General features: G+C 69.2%; 10 protein-coding genes. 6 read left to right on the top strand and 4 right to left on the bottom strand.

Translation table 11 applies throughout. The annotated features are described in order from the left end of the window. Positions 1–129 precede the first annotated feature (129 nt). From murJ to QR64_RS05505, 3 genes are read right to left on the bottom strand one after another with little or no spacing between them, the layout of a single operon-like run. On the bottom strand, positions 130–3,948 hold the full coding sequence (gene murJ, locus QR64_RS05515; RefSeq protein WP_039584427.1) for a murein biosynthesis integral membrane protein MurJ: 3,819 nt from the start codon (positions 3,946–3,948) through the stop codon (positions 130–132). Next, positions 3,945–6,428 carry a DUF6049 family protein gene (locus QR64_RS05510; RefSeq protein WP_006550893.1) on the bottom strand — a complete coding sequence of 828 codons (2,484 nt, stop codon included), beginning with the start codon at positions 6,426–6,428 and terminating at the stop codon, positions 3,945–3,947. The genes murJ and QR64_RS05510 overlap by 4 nt, the downstream gene beginning before the upstream one ends. Beyond that, positions 6,425–7,030, bottom strand: a complete 606-nt coding sequence (locus QR64_RS05505) for an NUDIX hydrolase (protein WP_033098068.1) — start codon at positions 7,028–7,030, stop codon at positions 6,425–6,427. The genes QR64_RS05510 and QR64_RS05505 overlap by 4 nt, the downstream gene beginning before the upstream one ends. A 75-nt stretch (positions 7,031–7,105) precedes the next feature. Here QR64_RS05505 and QR64_RS05500 point away from each other — a divergent pair, with 75 nt between their 5' ends. From QR64_RS05500 to QR64_RS05475, 6 genes are all read left to right on the top strand, one after another. Then, positions 7,106–8,560 (top strand): CCA tRNA nucleotidyltransferase, encoded by a 1,455-nt coding sequence (locus tag QR64_RS05500; RefSeq protein WP_006550891.1) that lies wholly within the window; start codon positions 7,106–7,108, stop codon positions 8,558–8,560. Between the two features lie 141 nt (positions 8,561–8,701). Continuing rightward, positions 8,702–12,757: a bifunctional nitrate reductase/sulfite reductase flavoprotein subunit alpha gene (locus QR64_RS05495; protein WP_039584426.1), complete on the top strand. Its 4,056-nt coding sequence runs from the start codon at positions 8,702–8,704 to the stop codon at positions 12,755–12,757. Between the two features lie 64 nt (positions 12,758–12,821). Beyond that, entirely contained in the window at positions 12,822–13,226 is a 405-nt protein-coding gene (locus tag QR64_RS05490) for a molybdopterin-binding protein (protein WP_019290487.1), read from the top strand. Then, positions 13,223–13,975, top strand: a complete 753-nt coding sequence (gene modA, locus QR64_RS05485) for a molybdate ABC transporter substrate-binding protein (RefSeq protein ID WP_033098066.1) — start codon at positions 13,223–13,225, stop codon at positions 13,973–13,975. Before QR64_RS05490 ends, modA begins: the two co-directional genes overlap by 4 nt. Then, on the top strand, positions 13,972–14,757 hold the full coding sequence (locus QR64_RS05480) for an ABC transporter permease (RefSeq protein ID WP_039584425.1): 786 nt from the start codon (positions 13,972–13,974) through the stop codon (positions 14,755–14,757). Before modA ends, QR64_RS05480 begins: the two co-directional genes overlap by 4 nt. Further along, positions 14,754–15,815, top strand: coding sequence for a sulfate/molybdate ABC transporter ATP-binding protein (locus QR64_RS05475; RefSeq protein WP_006550885.1), 1,062 nt, complete (start codon positions 14,754–14,756; stop codon positions 15,813–15,815). The genes QR64_RS05480 and QR64_RS05475 overlap by 4 nt, the downstream gene beginning before the upstream one ends. Before the next feature lie 3 nt (positions 15,816–15,818). Here QR64_RS05475 and QR64_RS05470 read toward each other — a convergent pair whose 3' ends face one another. Beyond that, entirely contained in the window at positions 15,819–17,111 is a 1,293-nt protein-coding gene (locus tag QR64_RS05470) for an MFS transporter (RefSeq protein ID WP_039584424.1), read from the bottom strand. Between the last annotated feature and the right edge of the window lie 6 nt (positions 17,112–17,117).

Here is a 17,117-nt window from a genome sequence, read left to right as displayed (position 1 = left end):
GCCACCCCGTCCGACACGCTTCCGCCGTCGTCGACACCCCCGTCGGGCACGGCGATTTTTGCGATCCCCCCGAAAATTCGCACGCGCGGATGGTAGCCGATCCGGACGATTCCGCCCGGCTGTCCGCGGTCAGCGTGCGGCTTCGAATTCCACTTCGGAGAGGGAACTCTTGTTGCTTCCGCCGCTCGAGCTCAGATCGGTGATCCACACCAGCACGTGCGAAGTCTGGCCGTCCGCCTCGACCGGGATCGTGGTCTCACCGGAAGCCAGTGTGCCCGAACCGATCACCTGCGTCTGATCGAGCGACGTCGACTCGGACGGTGCGCTGCGCACCTCGACGACCGTGCCCGGCGTGTCGGTGGTGACCTTCACCGCGGACAGTTCCGACGCGTCGGCGAGCGTGAACAGAAGTCCGACACCGTTCTTCAGCGACGGGAACGGATCGAAGTAGGCATCGGTGCTCCACGAGGTGGACGGATCACCGTCGATCGCCTGCGACGCGGTGGCGGGCGAATCGGGTGTGCCCTGAGGCGAGAACACCGACACGGAGGTCGCGGAGACCGGAGCGCTCGCCGCCGGTCGCGGCGGCGCGGCCTCGACCTGCTCGTCGCCCGCCCCCTCCTCGGCGGGTGCCTCGGCAGTGGGAGTCAGACCGAACTCCTGACTCGTCAGCGGAGCATCGTTGGCATCGCCGGCGAGCAGGTTCGCGATCCACCATCCGATGAGCGCGAGCAACAGCACCGTCGTGGCACCGAGCGCGGCCAGGGCGATGAGCATCCGCTGCGAATGTTTCTTCTTCTGTTCCAGCGCTTCGGGATCCGCGAGTGCATGCGTCTCCGCGGCGGCAGCGCGCTGCCCGATCCGCAGTGCCGGGATCATCTCGGTCTTCTGATCGACGACCGACGCCTGGTCGAGGATGTGCTGCACGGTCGCGGCGGTCCGGATACCGCCGTCCTCGGACAGGGCACGCACCGCGACCGCCGAGATCTCGAACGGCACATCGGGACGCAGGACGCGCGGCTCCACCGGCACACCGTCCTTGCGGTCGGGCTCCGGCATTCCGCCGACGGTGGCACCGCTGTGGTGCGGGACGGGAACGCCGCCCGGAGCCGATGGCTCACCGAGCGGCCACCGTCCGGTGATGAGTCCGTACAGGCTCGCGCCGAGACCGCGCACGTCGGACATCGCGTCGGAATCGGAGAAGGTCGCGGGGAAGGCCAGCACGGCGTCACCCGCCACGCTGATGCGGATGCGATCCGGGTGGTCGATCGACAGCGCGCTGCCCGCACGGTGCGACGCCTCGGCGGCGGCCGCGAGCGCGCGGATCGCGCGTGCCGCACCGATCGGCGACGGCTCGGTGGTGGACATCTCCTTCAGCGACCGGCCGGGAGTCCACTCCGAGATGACGATGCCGCCCGAGCTGCCGCGCACCACGTCGAGGACGCGGGCGAGTCCGGGCGAATTGATACGACCGAGGCGCAGGGTGCGCGAGAGCACGGCCTGCGGCGAGTCGGGGCCGGTGCCGTCGGCCGCGCGCTGTTCCGCGTCGACGAAGGTCAGCGCGACCTCGCGATCGAGCTTGACGTCGAGTGCCTGCCAGAAACGCAGACCGCGCGCGCCTCCGTGCGGGGCGAGCAGACGGTAGCGACCACCGGCGACCGAGGCACCGGCGATGAGATCGGGGCCGCGCATCGGACGGCGCGGCTGGGAGGCCGGGCCCGCGACACGCACCGGCGGGAGCTGCGGGGATCCGACGGGGATGACACCCGTGTCGAGGTTCGGATCGCGCGGCGGGCGCTTGCCGTCCTTGTCGGCAGACTTCTGCCGTGCGGCGGCATCGATGGTGGACTTGCCGGCAGCGTGGTCGTCGCTCACCCTCACTCCTTCGTTGTCGACTCGTCCACTTCCGGTGTGCAGACGCGGGTCGCCGCTGGGGGCCGCGAAGAACCGTGGTCGACGGCTCCCGGACCGTACCTGCTGCTGATCAGGGTACGGGAGTTGTCCGTGCGCATTGCTGCGACCGGGCACGTCCCTGATGGCGGGCATGACCTCTGTGATGGCGTCATAAGGTCCGACGCCGTACTCGCCGTAGTCGATACGCGGCAGGATGACGGTCTTCTCGGCATTCGATTCGGCGTAGCGCGGACGCGGGACGGGGGCGGGAGCCGGTGCCTCGTCGGAGGTGGTTCCGGTCTCGGGTTCGGAGGGGGCCTCCTCGACCGGGGCGGTGCCGCGCAGTGCCGCGACCTTCCGTCGCACGGCCGCTTCGATCGCGAGGATCTCGGGCACCTTGAGCAGGTACATCCCGACCAGCGCGACGAGCACCATGAGCACACCGTTGAGCCCGACCCGCACGAGCGAGCCGATGCCCCCGAAGCGGTCGGCAAGGACGTCGAGTTGCAGGAGACGGTCGGTGACGAGCACGACAATCGCCGCGGCGAGCGACGCGAGCACGACGTGCCAGACGGTGCGTCCGACGTTCGCCATCTGCAGGTCGCCGAGTGTGCGGTGCAGCAGATAGCCGCCGATGAACGCTCCGACGGTGAACGCGACGCCCGTGGCCGCGCCGAGGAGCAGCACCACCTGCTCGTCGTTCGCCGCGACGACGGGCGCCAGCGCGGACAGGCCGATCTTGACGGCGGTGATGCCGAGGATGATCCAGGTGGGGGTCCAGGCCTGTTCCCTGGCATAGAACACGCGCAGGTGGATGAGCACCAGCGCGTACGGGATGAGCGTGAACGCCGACCAGCTCACCGCCTGGCCGAGGCGTTCGGCGTTGCTGCCGCCGAAGTTGCCGTAGCCGTACAGCGCGGCGCCGACCTGCGAACCCGCGATCGTCAGGAAGGTGACGATCGGGATGAGCGAGATCATGGTGAGGCGGGTCGCGACGGACAGGTCGTCGACGACGGCCGGGGTGTCGTCCGCGGCGGCGTTGCGACTCAGGCGCGGCATGATCGCGGTGAGCACGGTGACCCCGAGGACGCCGTAGGGCAGCTGCAGCAGCAGCCACGCGTTGTTGTAGATCGCGGGACCTGCCTCGTCGGCGCCTGACGACACACGCGTGGCGAAGACCATCCCGGCCTGGCTGATCAGCACGTACAGCACGATCGCGGCGGCCATGCCACCGAACTGCCGGAGCCGGTCGTCGAGACCCCACAACGGCCTGAGATTGATGCCTTCGCGGCGCAGCGCGGGTACCAGGCACATCGCCTGCGTGATGACGCCGAGCAGCACGCCGATGCCGAGGACGAGCAGTTTCGGATCGCTCATCCGCACCGGATCGAGCGTGATCTCGCCCGGCATCAGGTAGTAGATCACCAGCACGGTGAGCACCACGAGGTTGTTGCACACCGGGGCCCAGGCGCCCGGCTTGAACACCTGCCGGGTGTTGAGGATGCCCGTGAACAGGCCCGACAACCCGTAGAACATGATCGCGGGCAGGAGCAGGTACGACAGCGCTGTGGTCAGCGACGTCGAGACCTTGCCGGACTCGTCGAGGAAGACGTGGGTGGTCAGGACCGGGGCTGCGGCCACCGCGAGAACGGTCGCCGTGCCGAGCAGCACCAGCGCCGCGGTGAACAGTCGCCGGACGAAGGCCTCACCGCCGTCGGGGTCCTCCCGCTCGGCCCGCACCAGCACCGGCACGACGATCGAGGTCAGGACGGCGCCGAGCACCAGCTCGGAGATCATGTTGGGGATCTGGTGCGCCACGGTGAAGGACGACGCGACGCTCGCACCGAGCAGGGTCAGGATGAGCAGCTGCTTGAGGAAGCCGGTGATGCGGCTGACCAGGGTCGCCACGGCGATGGAGCCGGTCGCCGCGAGCAGGCTCTGCGGCCTGCGGCGACCCGCACCGGCACCCGTGACGTCCGGTGAGGTGGTGGGAGAGTCCGACGGTCCCGGGTTCGGGTGTGTCTCCACGTCGTCCCGTGTGGAGTTCCCGGTCATTTCTCATACCCTTCGTCGGCTGGATCCGGCTCTCCCCGGAACCGGTGCAGAAGTCGCCTGCCCGCCAGGAACAGCAGGAGGGCTCCCGCACATCCCGTGACGACGGCGAGGATCTGGCCGTACGCATTGGAACGTACCGTCACCGTCGTCGAGCTGCCGAGAGGCAGGCCGGAGTCGGTGGTGAGTGCGAACTCCAACCGGAGGTTCCGCGAGTCGCTGATCTGAGCCGGCACCGTGAGGGTGCGGCTGCCACGCGGCGGGAGCTGGGTCGGCCCGATATCGGTGATGTCCACCGTGTCGGGCGCGTCCACCTGCAGCCGCACGGTGATGCCCACGGGCAGGTCGTTGCGCGCGGTGAGCAGCAGCGGACTCTGTTCGGACGTCAGGGTGTACACACCGCCGGTCGAGATGACCGTCACGGCGTCGTAGATGTCGTCGACGGCCTCCCGCACCTCGGAGGCGCGGTGCTCGCCGGTCGCGTAGGCACCGTCGGCGTCGGCACCGCGACGACCGGCCAGGCTCATCGCGCGCAGCAGGTCCTCGCGCAGCGGGGCGGTGAACTGCTGCGGGGTGAGCTGGGCCTGCGGGTCCTCGACCAGCGCCGTCTGGATCGCGTCGAGGCGGCCGATCTGTTCCTCGGCCTCGGACACGACCGTCGCGGAGGCGCCGTCGGTGATCGCCTGCTCGGGATAGACCAGCATCGAGGCCGTCGGGTCGTTCGCGGTGTTCGCGGCCGCGTCGACGAGCGCGGCGAGCGGTCGCGGCGTGGTCAGGCCCGAGCGGACGAGCGTGGAGAGCATCGACAGCACGGAGGCGGCGTCGTCGGGCGATGCCGACCAGTTCTGCGGCGGCGCGAACAGCACCGATCGGCCTGCGGCCGGCAGTGCCGCCCCGGTGACCTCGCTGACCGTCGGCACCATGGCCGGCCAGGCCAGCGCGCCGAGGGCGTCCTGCAGGCGGGCCGTCGAGGAATCGCGGGAGAGGTCGTAGCGCGCCGAGGAGGGGACGAAGGACGGCGTCTGCGGGTCGGTGCCCATCCCGGCCAGTGCCGCGGACGCGGACGAGTCGAACAGGGCGGCGGTGAGGCCGGAGACACCGGAGATCCGGAAGCCGTTGCCGCCCGGCGCGGTGGACGGCGTCGACGACGTGCCCGCGAGCAGGGCGCGTCCGCCCTCGAGGGCGTTGTCGGACACCAGAGCGGTCACCGGGCCGTCGGCGGCGAGCATCGATCCGGTCTTCTCGGTGAGTACGCCGGAGTCGGGCCACATCACGCCCGGGGTGGAGGTGACGCCGAGGATGGAGTCGACGATGGCCGCCGGTGATTCGAGCGCGGAGTCGGTCAGGGACGAGTCGGCGAGGTCGCCGAGCGCGGTCAGGTCGACCTGTGCGAACGGCACGGCCATCGTGCAGGTCGTCGCCGCGAGGGCACGCAACCGCTCGAGCCAGGCGACCGCGGCATCCGTGCCCGAGCCCGGACGCGCATCGCCGGTCGGTTCGTTCGGATCCTCGACGACGAGATAATCGCGCGTCATGTTCGCGACGGTCACGAGCAGGTCCGGGTCCACGGCCAGGCACAGTCCCTCGAGGACGCGGGGTTCGGTGCGGGCGGTGTCCTCGACGGCGCGCAGCAGACCGTCGAGCCTCCCGCCCTCGGTGAGCGAGGCCGCGAGGTCGTCGTCGACCAGGCGTACCGGCTCGGTGCCGGAACCGGCCACGCCGGCGGCGAGCCTCGGCCGATCGGCCAGTGGCCACAGCATCGTGACCGCGGCGGGGCGGGACACGTCGGGCGGTACGGCGGGGAACGCCTTCTCCTCGCGGTCGAGCCGGCCGTCGTCGGACGAGCGGGTCGTGCCCCGCGACCCGCCGTTCCCGGTTTCGGTCTCCTCGGTGACCTCGTCGCTCGCGGGAACCGCGAGCACGGGCAGCAGGAAGCGTGCGTCGTCGAGCCGGGCCGCCCCGCCGTATTCGGGGACCCCGTTGACGTTCACCAGCAGCGGGTAGACGCCGGGAGTGTCGATGTCGAGCGACGGCACGAGATCGGAGCGCAGCGGCAGTTCGAGTTCGAAGTCGGCACGTTCGCCCTGCCCCAGCCGGTCGGCGACCTCCTCGAACTCACCGACCGTGTCGAATCCGGCCTGGTCGAGGGACAGCGAGGTGCGCAGCGCTGCGGAGTCGGAGACCACCGGTGCGCGCTGCAGCCGCACCCAGACGTCCTCGACGTCCCGGTCGCCGATGTTCGCCACCGTGCCGCGGACCGTGACGACGGACTCGCTCGTGAGAGTCACCGTCTGCGGCGTCACCTCGTCGATACTCAACTCGAGGAAGCGCGGCTCGTCGGGGTCGGTCTGGGCTGCGGCCGGATTCGCCGAGGCCGTCGGGAGAAGAGTCGTCGGCAGAAGAGGCGTCACGCCTGCCGTTGTGAGGACGAGTACGAGCACGGCGAGCACCGCGGCGCCCGCCCGGGACACCACCACCGTCATCCGCGTGGGGCCCCCGGTTCGTCGGCATCGGGGAGTCGCGTGTGGTCCATCTCGGCGATGAGCTGATCGGCGATGTCGGCGAGCTTGCGTTCGTCGGCGTACGCCAGGCGGGTCCGCAGTTCGCGCAGCGGCACCCACGCCACCTCGGTGACCTCGACGTCCGCGTCGGAGAGTTCTCCGCCGAGATAACGCAGCAGATAGTGGTGCACGGTCTTGTGGACCCGGCGGCCCTCGGTGACGAACCAGTAATCGATGCTGCCCAGCTCGGCGAGCACCGAACTGCGCACGCCGGTCTCCTCGCGGACCTCGCGCATCGCGGTTTCCTCGGCGGTCTCACCCTGCTCGATGTGGCCCTTCGGCAACGACCACAGCAGGCGTCCCCGCCGGTCGGTGCGGCCGATCAGGGCTGCGCAGAGTTTCTCGGGCGGACCACCGAGTCCGTCGACCACCAGACCTCCCGCGGAAGTCTCGCGGACGGTCCGCATGCGAGGTCCGGGCGAAGCGGACGATCCGGGCGAAGCACCGTGTGCGGTCTTCTTTGCGCCCGCGCCACGCCGCCGCGAGCTGCGGCGGTTACGGTTGGCACGTTCGGCGGGCGACACCTCATAGATAGTAGATGGACCGACGTCGGTCCCGGCTCAACCACACGAACGCGCTGCTCGGTAAGGTGCAAAGACGTGAACTCCCCCACCGCAGACACCGACCGTCGTACCCGGCTGCTCGCCGGAGCCGAGGCCACTCTGCGCGATCTGTCCGACATCCTCGCCCCGCTGGGGGCGCGATTCGCCGAAGCCGGACACGAGCTGTATCTCGTGGGGGGCAGCGTGCGCGACGCGGTGCTCGGTCGCCTCGGCACCGACCTCGACTTCACCACCGATGCGCGTCCGGAGGTCGTGCAGGAGCTGCTGCGCGGATTCGTCGACCACCAGTGGGACACGGGTATCGACTTCGGGACCATCAGTGCGGTGAAGGGACTCGAGCAACTCGAGATCACCACCTTCCGCAGCGACGCCTACGACCGTGTCACGCGTCACCCCATCGTGAAGTACGGCACGAGTCTCGAGGACGATCTCGTGCGCCGCGACTTCACCGTCAACGCGATGGCCGTGCGGATCGGACCGGACGGTGCGGGTGAGTTCGTCGACCCGCTCGGCGGCATGGACTCCCTGCTCGCCGGCGTGCTCGACACCCCGGCGAAGCCCGAGGACTCCTTCCACGACGATCCGCTGCGCATGCTGCGCGCGGCGCGGTTCGTCTCCCAGCTCGGCTTCGCCCTCACCGAGCGCGTGCACACCGCGATCGTCTCGATGGCCGACGAGATCCTGCGGATCAGCGCCGAGCGGGTGCAGGCCGAGCTCGACAAGCTGATCCTCGGCGACTATCCGATCGAGGGCATCGACACGATGGTCGAGACCGGTCTGGCGCAGCGGGTGATCCCCGAGATCCCCGCGATGAAGCTCGAGATCGACGAGCACCACCAGCACAAGGACGTGTACTGGCACTCGCTGACCGTCCTGAAGCAGGCCATCGACCTCGAGGACGGCGATCCCGATCTCGTCCTGCGGTGGGCCGCGCTGCTGCACGACATCGGCAAGCCCGACACCAAACGCAACGAGCCGCAGGGCGGCGTCAGTTTCCACCACCACGAGGTGGTCGGAGCGAAGCTCGTGCGCAAGCGCATGCGCGCCCTCAAGTACTCGAAGCAGATGATCGAGGACGTCAGCCGTCTGGTCTTCCTGCACCTGCGCTTCCACGGCTACGGCAGGGGACAGTGGACGGATTCGGCCGTGCGCCGTTACGTGCACGACGCCGGGCCGCTGCTGCCGAAGCTCCACAAGCTGGTGCGCGCCGATTGCACGACCCGCAACAAGCGTCGGGCCGCCGCGCTGCAGGCCACCTACGACGGTCTCGAGGAACGGATCGAGCGCATCGCCGCCGAGGAGGATCTCGCCAAGGTCCGGCCCGACCTCGACGGCAACGCGATCATGGAACTGCTGGGTATCTCCGCAGGTCCGACGGTCGGCAAGGCGTGGAACTTCCTCAAGGAACTGCGGCTCGACCGCGGCCCGCTCGAGCGCGACGAGGCCGAGGCCGCGCTGCTCGAGTGGTGGGCACAGCAGCAGGAGGCCTGACTCCGAACGTCTGATCTCACATCGTCGTGACGGCGGCGTGAGCCAGATGTCACCGCGTGCTCACCGCGGGTGACGCCACCGCAACACCGCTTCTCCAGCATGGACACCGGCGTAGTCGAGACGGTGTCGAGGAGTTGCGGGATGCAGGACGCGATCACCACGGTGAAATCCACCTGCTCCTACTGCGGTGTGGGATGCGGGATGCTCCTCGACGTCGCCGTCGACCCGGAGACGGGTGACCGACGCGTGGTGAGGGCATACGGAGACAAGGATCACCCGACCAACAGGGGTCGGTTGTGCACGAAGGGCGCGACCAGCGCGGAGATGCTCGCGGCCGGGGGCCGGCTCGATACGGCGTGGATGCGTTCCGAGCGGGCGGCCGAGGTCGCCCGGCTCCCCTTCGACGATGCGATCGCCGAGACCGCGCGGCGCCTGAACGATATCGTCTCGGCCCACGGCTCCGACGCGGTGGCTCTCTACGTCTCGGGACAGATGTCGCTCGAGGCCCAGTATCTCGCGACGAAGCTCGCGAAGGGATACCTGCGCACCTCGCACATGGAATCGAACTCGAGACTGTGCATGGCCGGCGCCGCGACCGGGTACAAGCAGTCGCTCGGATCCGACGGCCCGCCCGGCTCGTACGAGGACTTCGACCTCGCCGACGTCTTCTTCGTGTCGGGTTCCAATATGGCCGACTGCCATCCCATTCTGTTCCTGCGCATGATGGATCGGGTCAAGGCGGGAGCGCGACTGATCGTCGTCGATCCGCGGCGCAGCGCGACCGCCGACAAGGCCGACCTGTTTCTGCAGATCGCGCCGGGCACCGACCTGGCGCTTCTCAACGGTCTGCTGCACCTGATCGTCGAGAACGGACACGTCGACCGCGACTTCGTCGAGAAGCACACCGACGGCTGGGACGCGATGGAGTCGTTCCTCGCCGACTACCCACCGCACGTCGTCGCCGAAGTCACCGGTCTGGCCGAGGCCGACATCCGCACCGCGGCGCAGTGGATCGGCGAGGCCGGGGAGTGGATGAGTTGCTGGACGATGGGTCTGAACCAGAGCACCCACGGCACGTGGAACACCAACGCGATCTGCAATCTGCACCTCGCGACCGGGGCGATCTCCCGCACCGGCAGCGGGCCGTTCTCCCTCACCGGCCAGCCCAACGCGATGGGCGGCCGCGAGATGGGATACATGGGACCGGGTCTGCCCGGTCAGCGCAGTGTCCTCTCCGACGACGACCGCGCGTTCGTCGAAGATCGCTGGTCGCTGCCGCGCGGCACGCTGCGCACCGAGGGCGGCGCCGGCACCGTCGACATGTTCGAGCGCATGGCCGCCGGAGAGATCAAGGCGTGCTGGATCATCTGCACCAATCCCGTGGCGTCGATCGCGAATCGGAGCACCGTTCTCGAGGCACTCGGGAAGGCCGAGCTGGTGATCGTGCAGGACGTCTATCGCGAGACCGAAACCGCTTCGTACGCAGACGTTCTCCTACCCGCAGCTCTGTGGGCCGAATCCGAGTATGTCACCGTCGGATCCGACCGCACCGTCAATCTTCTACAGCAGGCCGTCGAACCCGTCGGTGAGTCGCTGCCCGACTGGGAGATCATCGCGCGGGTCGCTCAGGAGATGGGTTTCGGCGACGCCTTCGACTATTCGAGTGCCGAGGAAATCTTCGAGGAGATCACCGGATTTGCGAATCCGCAGACCGGCTACGACCTGCGCGGCATGACCTACGACCGACTGCGGGAAGGGCCCGTGCAATGGCCGTGCCCGCCGGAGTCGGCCGCGACACGGCACCCCGTCCGCTATCTCAACGACGGGACGAGCCGGACCCCGGTGGTGCGCGAGGACGGTTCCCGTCCGCGACTGGCGTTCGCGACCCCCGACGGCCGCGCTCGTTTCTTCCCTCGCCCGCACATGCCCGCCGCGGAAATGCCGGACGACGACCACCCCTTCGTCCTGAACACCGGACGCGTCCCGCACCAGTGGCACACCCTCACCAAGACCGGGAAGGTCGAGAAACTCACCAAACTGAATCCCGGACCGTTCGTCGAGATCAATCCCGATGATGCACAGCGACTGTCGATCGTCGACGGCGACCGGGTCGAGATCGCATCGCGGCGCGGCCGGGCCGTGCTGCCGGCCGTCGTCACCGACCGGGTGCTGCCCGGGAACTGTTTCGCGCCCTTCCACTGGAACGACCTCTTCGGCGACGATCTCGCCATCAACGCCGTGACGAACGACGCCGTCGACCCGGCATCCCTGCAGCCCGAATTCAAGGTCTGCGCCGTGTCGGTGGAGAAGGTCGCGGGTGCGGTCGAACCGGTGCTCGAGAGCGGTTCGGTGCTCGACCGTCTCGAGTCTGCGCTGGGACTCGGGACGATTCCCGCACCCACCTTCGACGACGCCGAACGAGGTTATCTCGCAGGTCTTCTCGCCGGACTCAGGACGGCGGAGATCACTGCCGCGCCGACCCTTCCGCCGACCGCGCCGTTCCCGGCCGACAAGCGGGTATGGGTCGACGGACTGCTCGCCGGGATGTACGCGCACTCGGCCCCGGTTCCCGACGCGACGCCCACCGAGGCGGTGCCGGACGGGCCGGTCGTCGTGGTGGCCTGGGCGTCGCAGACGGGCAACGCCGAATCCTTCGCGGCGAGTTGCGCACAACGGCTCCGCGATGCCGGTCGGGCCGTGCGGCTGAGGGGGCTGAACGAACTCGACGTCGCCGCGCTGGCGGACATCGACGACCTCGTGGTCGTCACGAGCACCTTCGGCGACGGCGACCCACCCGACAACGGCGGGTCGTTCTGGCGGTCGCTCGCGGCGGACACCGCGCCCGAACTGAGCGGAACGCGTTATGCAGTAATGGCTTTCGGCGATTCGAGCTACGACGATTTCTGCGGCTTCGGGCGCCGTGTCGATGACCGTCTGAGCACTCTCGGCGCGACCCGCCTGGCCGAGCGCGTCGACTGCGAACCCGGAGAGGACGAGCGCGCGCAGAACTGGCTCGACGCCCTCGTACCGCTGCTGGGAGGCTCGACGACCCCGGTCGCATCGGCTGCTCCCGCGGCCCCTGCCTATACCCGCAACTCGCCGCTCGTCACCCGGATCACCCGCAACATTGCACTGAGCGGTGCGGGTTCGGCGAAGGACGTGCGTCAGTTCGGATTCGAGATCTTCGATCCAGCATTCGAATACGAGGCCGGCGACGCACTCGGGGTGATGCCGACGAACGGCCCGGAGGCCGTCGACGAATGGCTGCAGGTCACCGCCCTCGACCCGGAGACCGCCGTCGAACTCGGCGACCGTCCTACCGTGCCGCTGCGCGAGGCCGCGACCCGTCACCTCGACATCACCCGGGTGACACCGGAACTGCTCCGGTTCGTGCAGAAGCAGAGCGGCAGTCCCGAACTCGCGAAACTCCTGCGACCGGGCAACAAGATCGAGCTGCAGCAGTGGCTGTACGGGAGGCAGGCGATGGACGTCATCGCCGAGTACCCGTTCAAGGCGCCCTGGGACGAATGGAAGGACCTCCTCGGCCGTCTGCGTCCGCGCCTGTACTCGATCTCGTCGAGCCCGAAGACGAACCCGCGCGAGGTGCAACTGACGGTGTCGGTGGTGCGCTACGAATTCGAGGGTCGATCCCGGGCGGGCGTGTGCTCGTCGTTCCTCGCGGATCACAGCAAGGGTGTGGACATCCCGATCTTCGTGCAGCGCAACGAGCACTTCCGGCCACCGGCACCCGAGACCGACATGATCATGGTCGGTCCCGGTACGGGCATCGCACCGTTCCGCGGTTTCCTCCACGACCGTCGTGAGGCCGGGCACACGGGCCGCAACTGGTTGTTCTTCGGCGACCAGCGATCCGAGGCCGACTATCTCTACCGCGACGAGATCGAGTCGATGCACGCCGACGGTTTCCTCACCGAGCTGGGACTGGCCTTCTCCCGCGACCAGCGGCAGAAGATCTACGTGCAGGACCGGATGCGCGAGCATGGTGCGCAGGTGTGGAAGTGGCTGCAGAACGGTGCCCACTTCTATGTGTGCGGCGACGCCGGACGTATGGCGAAGGACGTCGACGCGGCCCTGCGCGAGGTGGTGCAGGCACACGGACGGCTCGACCGCGACGCCGCCGCGGCGTACGTCGAGCAGATGGCCGCCGACAAGCGGTACGTCCGCGATGTCTACTGATCTGTTTGTCGGTCCGCAGATGCGGGTATAACGTAGCGTTCATGACGCATCTGCGGAGATACCCGTGACCTCCCTCCGGATCCGCGACGCCGCGTCGTTGCTGGGGGTCAGCGACGACACGGTCCGTCGCTGGATCGACCAGGGGCTGCTGCGCGCCGGCAAGGATTCCGCCGGACGCAAGACAGTCGACGGTCGCGAGCTGGCGGAGTTCGCCCGCGCTCAGGCCGATGCCGGTCCCGATCCGCTCGGGGTGGGCAGCTCCGCTCGCAATCGCTTCGTCGGGCTGGTTACGCGCGTCGTCTCCGACACCGTCATGTCGCAGGTGGAGATGCAGTGCGGTCCGCACCGCATCGTCTCGCTCATGAGCACCGAGGCCGTGAACGAACTCGGTCTCGAGCCGGGCAGCATCGGGGTGGCCGTCGTCAAGGCGACCACTGTCATCGTCGAGACACCTGGAGGGGACGGATGAGGCGCCGGGCGCTCGCCGCGTTCGCTGCCGGTCTCACCGCTGCGGCACTGACGTCGTGCGGCACCGGCGGTGGCTCGGATGTCCTCACCGTTTATGCGGCGGCCTCGCTCCGGGCGCCGTTCACCGAGATCGCCGAACGATTCGAGGAGGCGAACCCCGGAGTGTCGGTGGAATTCTCGTTCGCCGGCTCGTCCGATCTCGAGACCCAACTCGAGCAGGGGGCACCCGCCGACGTCTTCGCCTCCGCCGACACCCGGACGATGGACGCCGCCGTCGCGGCCGGACTCGTTGCCGGTGAGCCGATCCCGTTCGCGACCAACATGCTCACGATCGTCACCGAACCGGGGAACCCGAAGAACGTCACCTCGTTCGACGATCTCACCGGCGACGGTCTCTCGGTGGTCGTGTGTGCGCCCCAGGTGCCGTGCGGGGCGGCGACCGAGCGACTCGAGGAGGCCGGCGGTGTCGAGCTCGCGCCGGTGTCCGAGGAATCGTCGGTGACCGACGTGCTCGGCAAGGTCACCTCCGGTCAGGCCGACGCCGGTCTGGTCTACGTCACGGACGCGATGGGGGCCGGCGAGAAGGTCACCATTGTCCCCGTCCCGGAAGCCGCGGAGATCGTCAACATCTATCCCGTTGCACCACTGTCGAATTCCCGAAATCCCGGTCGCGCCGACGCCTTCGTGCGCTTCGTCACCGGCACGGGCGGTCGTGCCGTCCTGGCCGACGCAGGATTCGGTGCACCGTGACCGCGACGGGACTGCCCCGGTGGTTGTTCGTTCCCGCGGCACTCGGGTTGCTGTTCGCCGTCGTGCCCCTGGTGTCGATGCTGCTCACCGTGGACTGGACGACCTTCCCCGCGCTGGTGACATCCCCGGCGTCCCTCGACGCGCTCGTCCTGAGCCTGCGCACCTCCGCGGCCGCCACGATCCTGTGCATCCTGCTCGGCGTGCCTCTCGCAATGGTGCTGGCGCGCAGTAGCTTCCGGTGGATATCGGTGATCCGTGGGTTCGTCCTGCTGCCGCTCGTGCTGCCCCCGGTCGTGGGCGGTATCGCCCTGCTCTACACCTTCGGTCGTCGCGGACTGATCGGTGAGCACCTCGATGCGCTCGGGATCCACATCGCCTTCACCACCACCGCGGTCGTGCTCGCGCAGACCTTCGTCGCACTGCCCTTCCTCGTCACGAGTCTCGAAGGTGCGCTGCGCAGTGCGGGTTCACGCTACGAGGACGTCGCGGCCACACTCGGTGCGCGTCCCACGACGGTCTTCCGGCGCATCACCCTGCCCCTCGTGCTGCCCGGCCTGGTCTCCGGTTCGGTACTCGCATTCGCCCGCGCACTGGGCGAATTCGGCGCGACCCTCACCTTCGCCGGCAGCCTCCAGGGTGTGACGCGCACGCTGCCGCTCGAGATCTATCTGCAGCGGGAAACCGATCCCGATGCCGCCGTCGCGCTGTCGCTCGTGTTGATCCTGGTGGCCGTCGTGATCGTCGTGGCCGTGTACTCGCGGCGGAAGGACCGCCCGCTGTGAGCCTGACGGTGCGGGCCCGGGTCGCCGCACGCGATGTCGACGTCGACCTCGAGGTCGCGCAGGGTGAGATCGTCGCGGTGCTCGGCCCCAACGGAGCCGGCAAGTCGACGCTGCTGGGAGTGGTCTCCGGTCTGCTGCGTCCCGATGCGGGTCGCGTGGAACTCGACGGTCGCGTCCTCACCGATACCGCGACCGGCGTCGCCGTCGCTCCGCACGACCGGTCGGTGGTGCTGCTCGCCCAGCAGGCGCTGCTCTTCCCGCACCTGACGGTCGCGGACAACGTCGAGTTCGCACCGCGCAGTGCGGGTGCGGGTCGGCGTGAGGCCCGTGTGCGCGCCGAGAGGTGGCTGCAGGAGGTCGATGCCGCAGCACTCGCCGATCGTCGTCCGCACGAGTTATCGGGTGGGCAGGCGCAACGGGTCGCACTCGCACGTGCCCTCGCGGCCGAACCGCACCTGCTGTTGCTCGACGAGCCGATGGCCGCGCTCGACGTCACCGCGACACCGGTGTTGCGGTCGTTGCTGCGACGCGTCCTGCGCGACAGTGGACGCACGGGCCTGCTCGTCACCCACGACCCGCTCGACGTGCTCGCCCTCGCCGATCGGGTGATCGTGATCGAGGCCGGGCGGATCGTCGAGGACGGGCCGGTACGCCGGGTGCTGACGCGACCGCGCAGTGCCTTCGCCGCCCGCATCGCGGGGAGCAATCTCGTCACCGGCATCGTGCGAGCTGAGGCGCTGGAATCCGCGGACGGTCTCGTCCACGGCCGCGTCCACGACGACTGCGTCCCGGGAACGGCCGCCGTCGCCGTCTTCGCGCCGTCGGCGGTCGCCGTCTACACCGAGGCCCCGCACGGGAGCCCGCGCAACGCCCTGAGGGTGAGGATCGCGGAACTCGAGGCGCAGGGTTCGTCGGTGCTCGTGCGATCGGATACGGGTATCGCCGCGGAGATCACGACGGCGGCACTCGCCGACCTCGACGTCCATCCGGGCGACTCCGTATGGTTCGTCGTCAAGGCCACGGAGGTGGGGATCCATCCGGCCGCGCTGAGCGCGTGATCGCTACTGCCGCGTGCGGCGCACGACGAACACGGCGACGAGCCCGATCAGGTAGACGACCCCACCTGCGACGGCCAGCTCGGGTGTGCGCCCGTCGGGGTCGATGACGAAGGCCGCCACGACGATCGCGCCGAGGAAGGCGATGTTGAAGACGGTGTCCTGCAGCGCGAAGACCTGACCTCGGCGCGCGTCGTCGATATCGATCTGCATCGCGGCGTCGCCGGTGAGTTTGATGGTCTGACCGGCGAGGCCGAGCAGAAAGGCCGCGACGAGCAACGGTCCGGCCGACACGGTGGTGACGAACGCGAACTGCACGATCGCGGCGGCGATCAACCCGACTGTGACGGTGCGCGGCCGGCCCAGCCGCGGGATCAGGATCGGTGCGAGCACCGCTGCGAGGAGCATGCCGGTGGCGGTGCAGGCGACCGCGACACCGAATCCGGAGAATCCCGCGAGCAGGTCGGAGCCATTCTCCTCGGCACGCAGGACGAGCACCATGATGAGCGTGTCGATGCCGAACACGATGCGGTGCGCGCCGATTCCGAGCATCGCGATCGTCACGCCAGGAGCTTCGAGGACGGCCCCTGCACCGGTCCGCAGACCTGACAGGACGGTGGGGATCACGGCCCGGGGACGTATTCCCTCGGGGCCGAGGGCATTCGCGGCGAATCCCGCTGCGGCGACCGCACCGACGAGCGAACCGCTCACTCCGAGGAGGACGGCCGTCCCGGAGCCAGTGTCGCCCGCGCCCACGAATCCTATGGTCGCGACCGCCGTGGCGGCCCCGACCGCCGAGACACCCGAACCGACCGTTGCCAGAACGGAATTGACCGGGACGAGCCACGACTGGGCGACCACGTGTGGGAGCGAGGCCGAGACGCCCGCCAGGACGAATCTGCTCACACCGATGGCGGCGAGCGCGAGCAGCATGAGTGGGGTCTGCGGTCCCCCGAGGAGCAACACGGCCGCCGCTGCCGCGATGAACACTCCGCGGAGCAGGTTGGCCCAGACGAGGACGAGGCGCCGGTCCCACCGGTCGAGCAGGGCGCCGGCGAACGGACCGATCACCGAGTACGGCAACAGCAGCACCGCGAAGCCTGCCGCGATCGTCACCGGGTCGGTGTGACGTTCGGGGTTGAACAGGATCGCCCCGCCGAGTGCGGCCTGGAACAGTCCGTCACCGAACTGGCTCGCGAACCGCACTCCGGTCAGTCGTACGAGACCCGGCGAGTTCCGCAGGACGGTTGCGGTCGATCGCCACGCCCGCTGCCTGGACTGCCGCCCGGAGTCTCGCACAAGCAC

Source organism: Rhodococcus sp. Chr-9 (assembly GCF_000801125.1).
In the GTDB taxonomy this organism is placed as follows: domain Bacteria; phylum Actinomycetota; class Actinomycetes; order Mycobacteriales; family Mycobacteriaceae; genus Rhodococcus; species Rhodococcus pyridinivorans.
Note: the sequence above shows the minus strand (reverse complement) of the source record. Positions and strands in the feature narration are given on the sequence as shown.

Coding starts and splice junctions, on each gene's coding strand:
- murJ (WP_039584427.1), bottom strand. CDS start 3,948: ATGACCGGGAACTCCACACGGGACGACGTGGAGACACACCCGAACCCG.
- QR64_RS05510 (WP_006550893.1), bottom strand. CDS start 6,428: ATGACGGTGGTGGTGTCCCGGGCGGGCGCCGCGGTGCTCGCCGTGCTC.
- QR64_RS05495 (WP_039584426.1), top strand. CDS start 8,702: ATGCAGGACGCGATCACCACGGTGAAATCCACCTGCTCCTACTGCGGT.
- modA (WP_033098066.1), top strand. CDS start 13,223: ATGAGGCGCCGGGCGCTCGCCGCGTTCGCTGCCGGTCTCACCGCTGCG.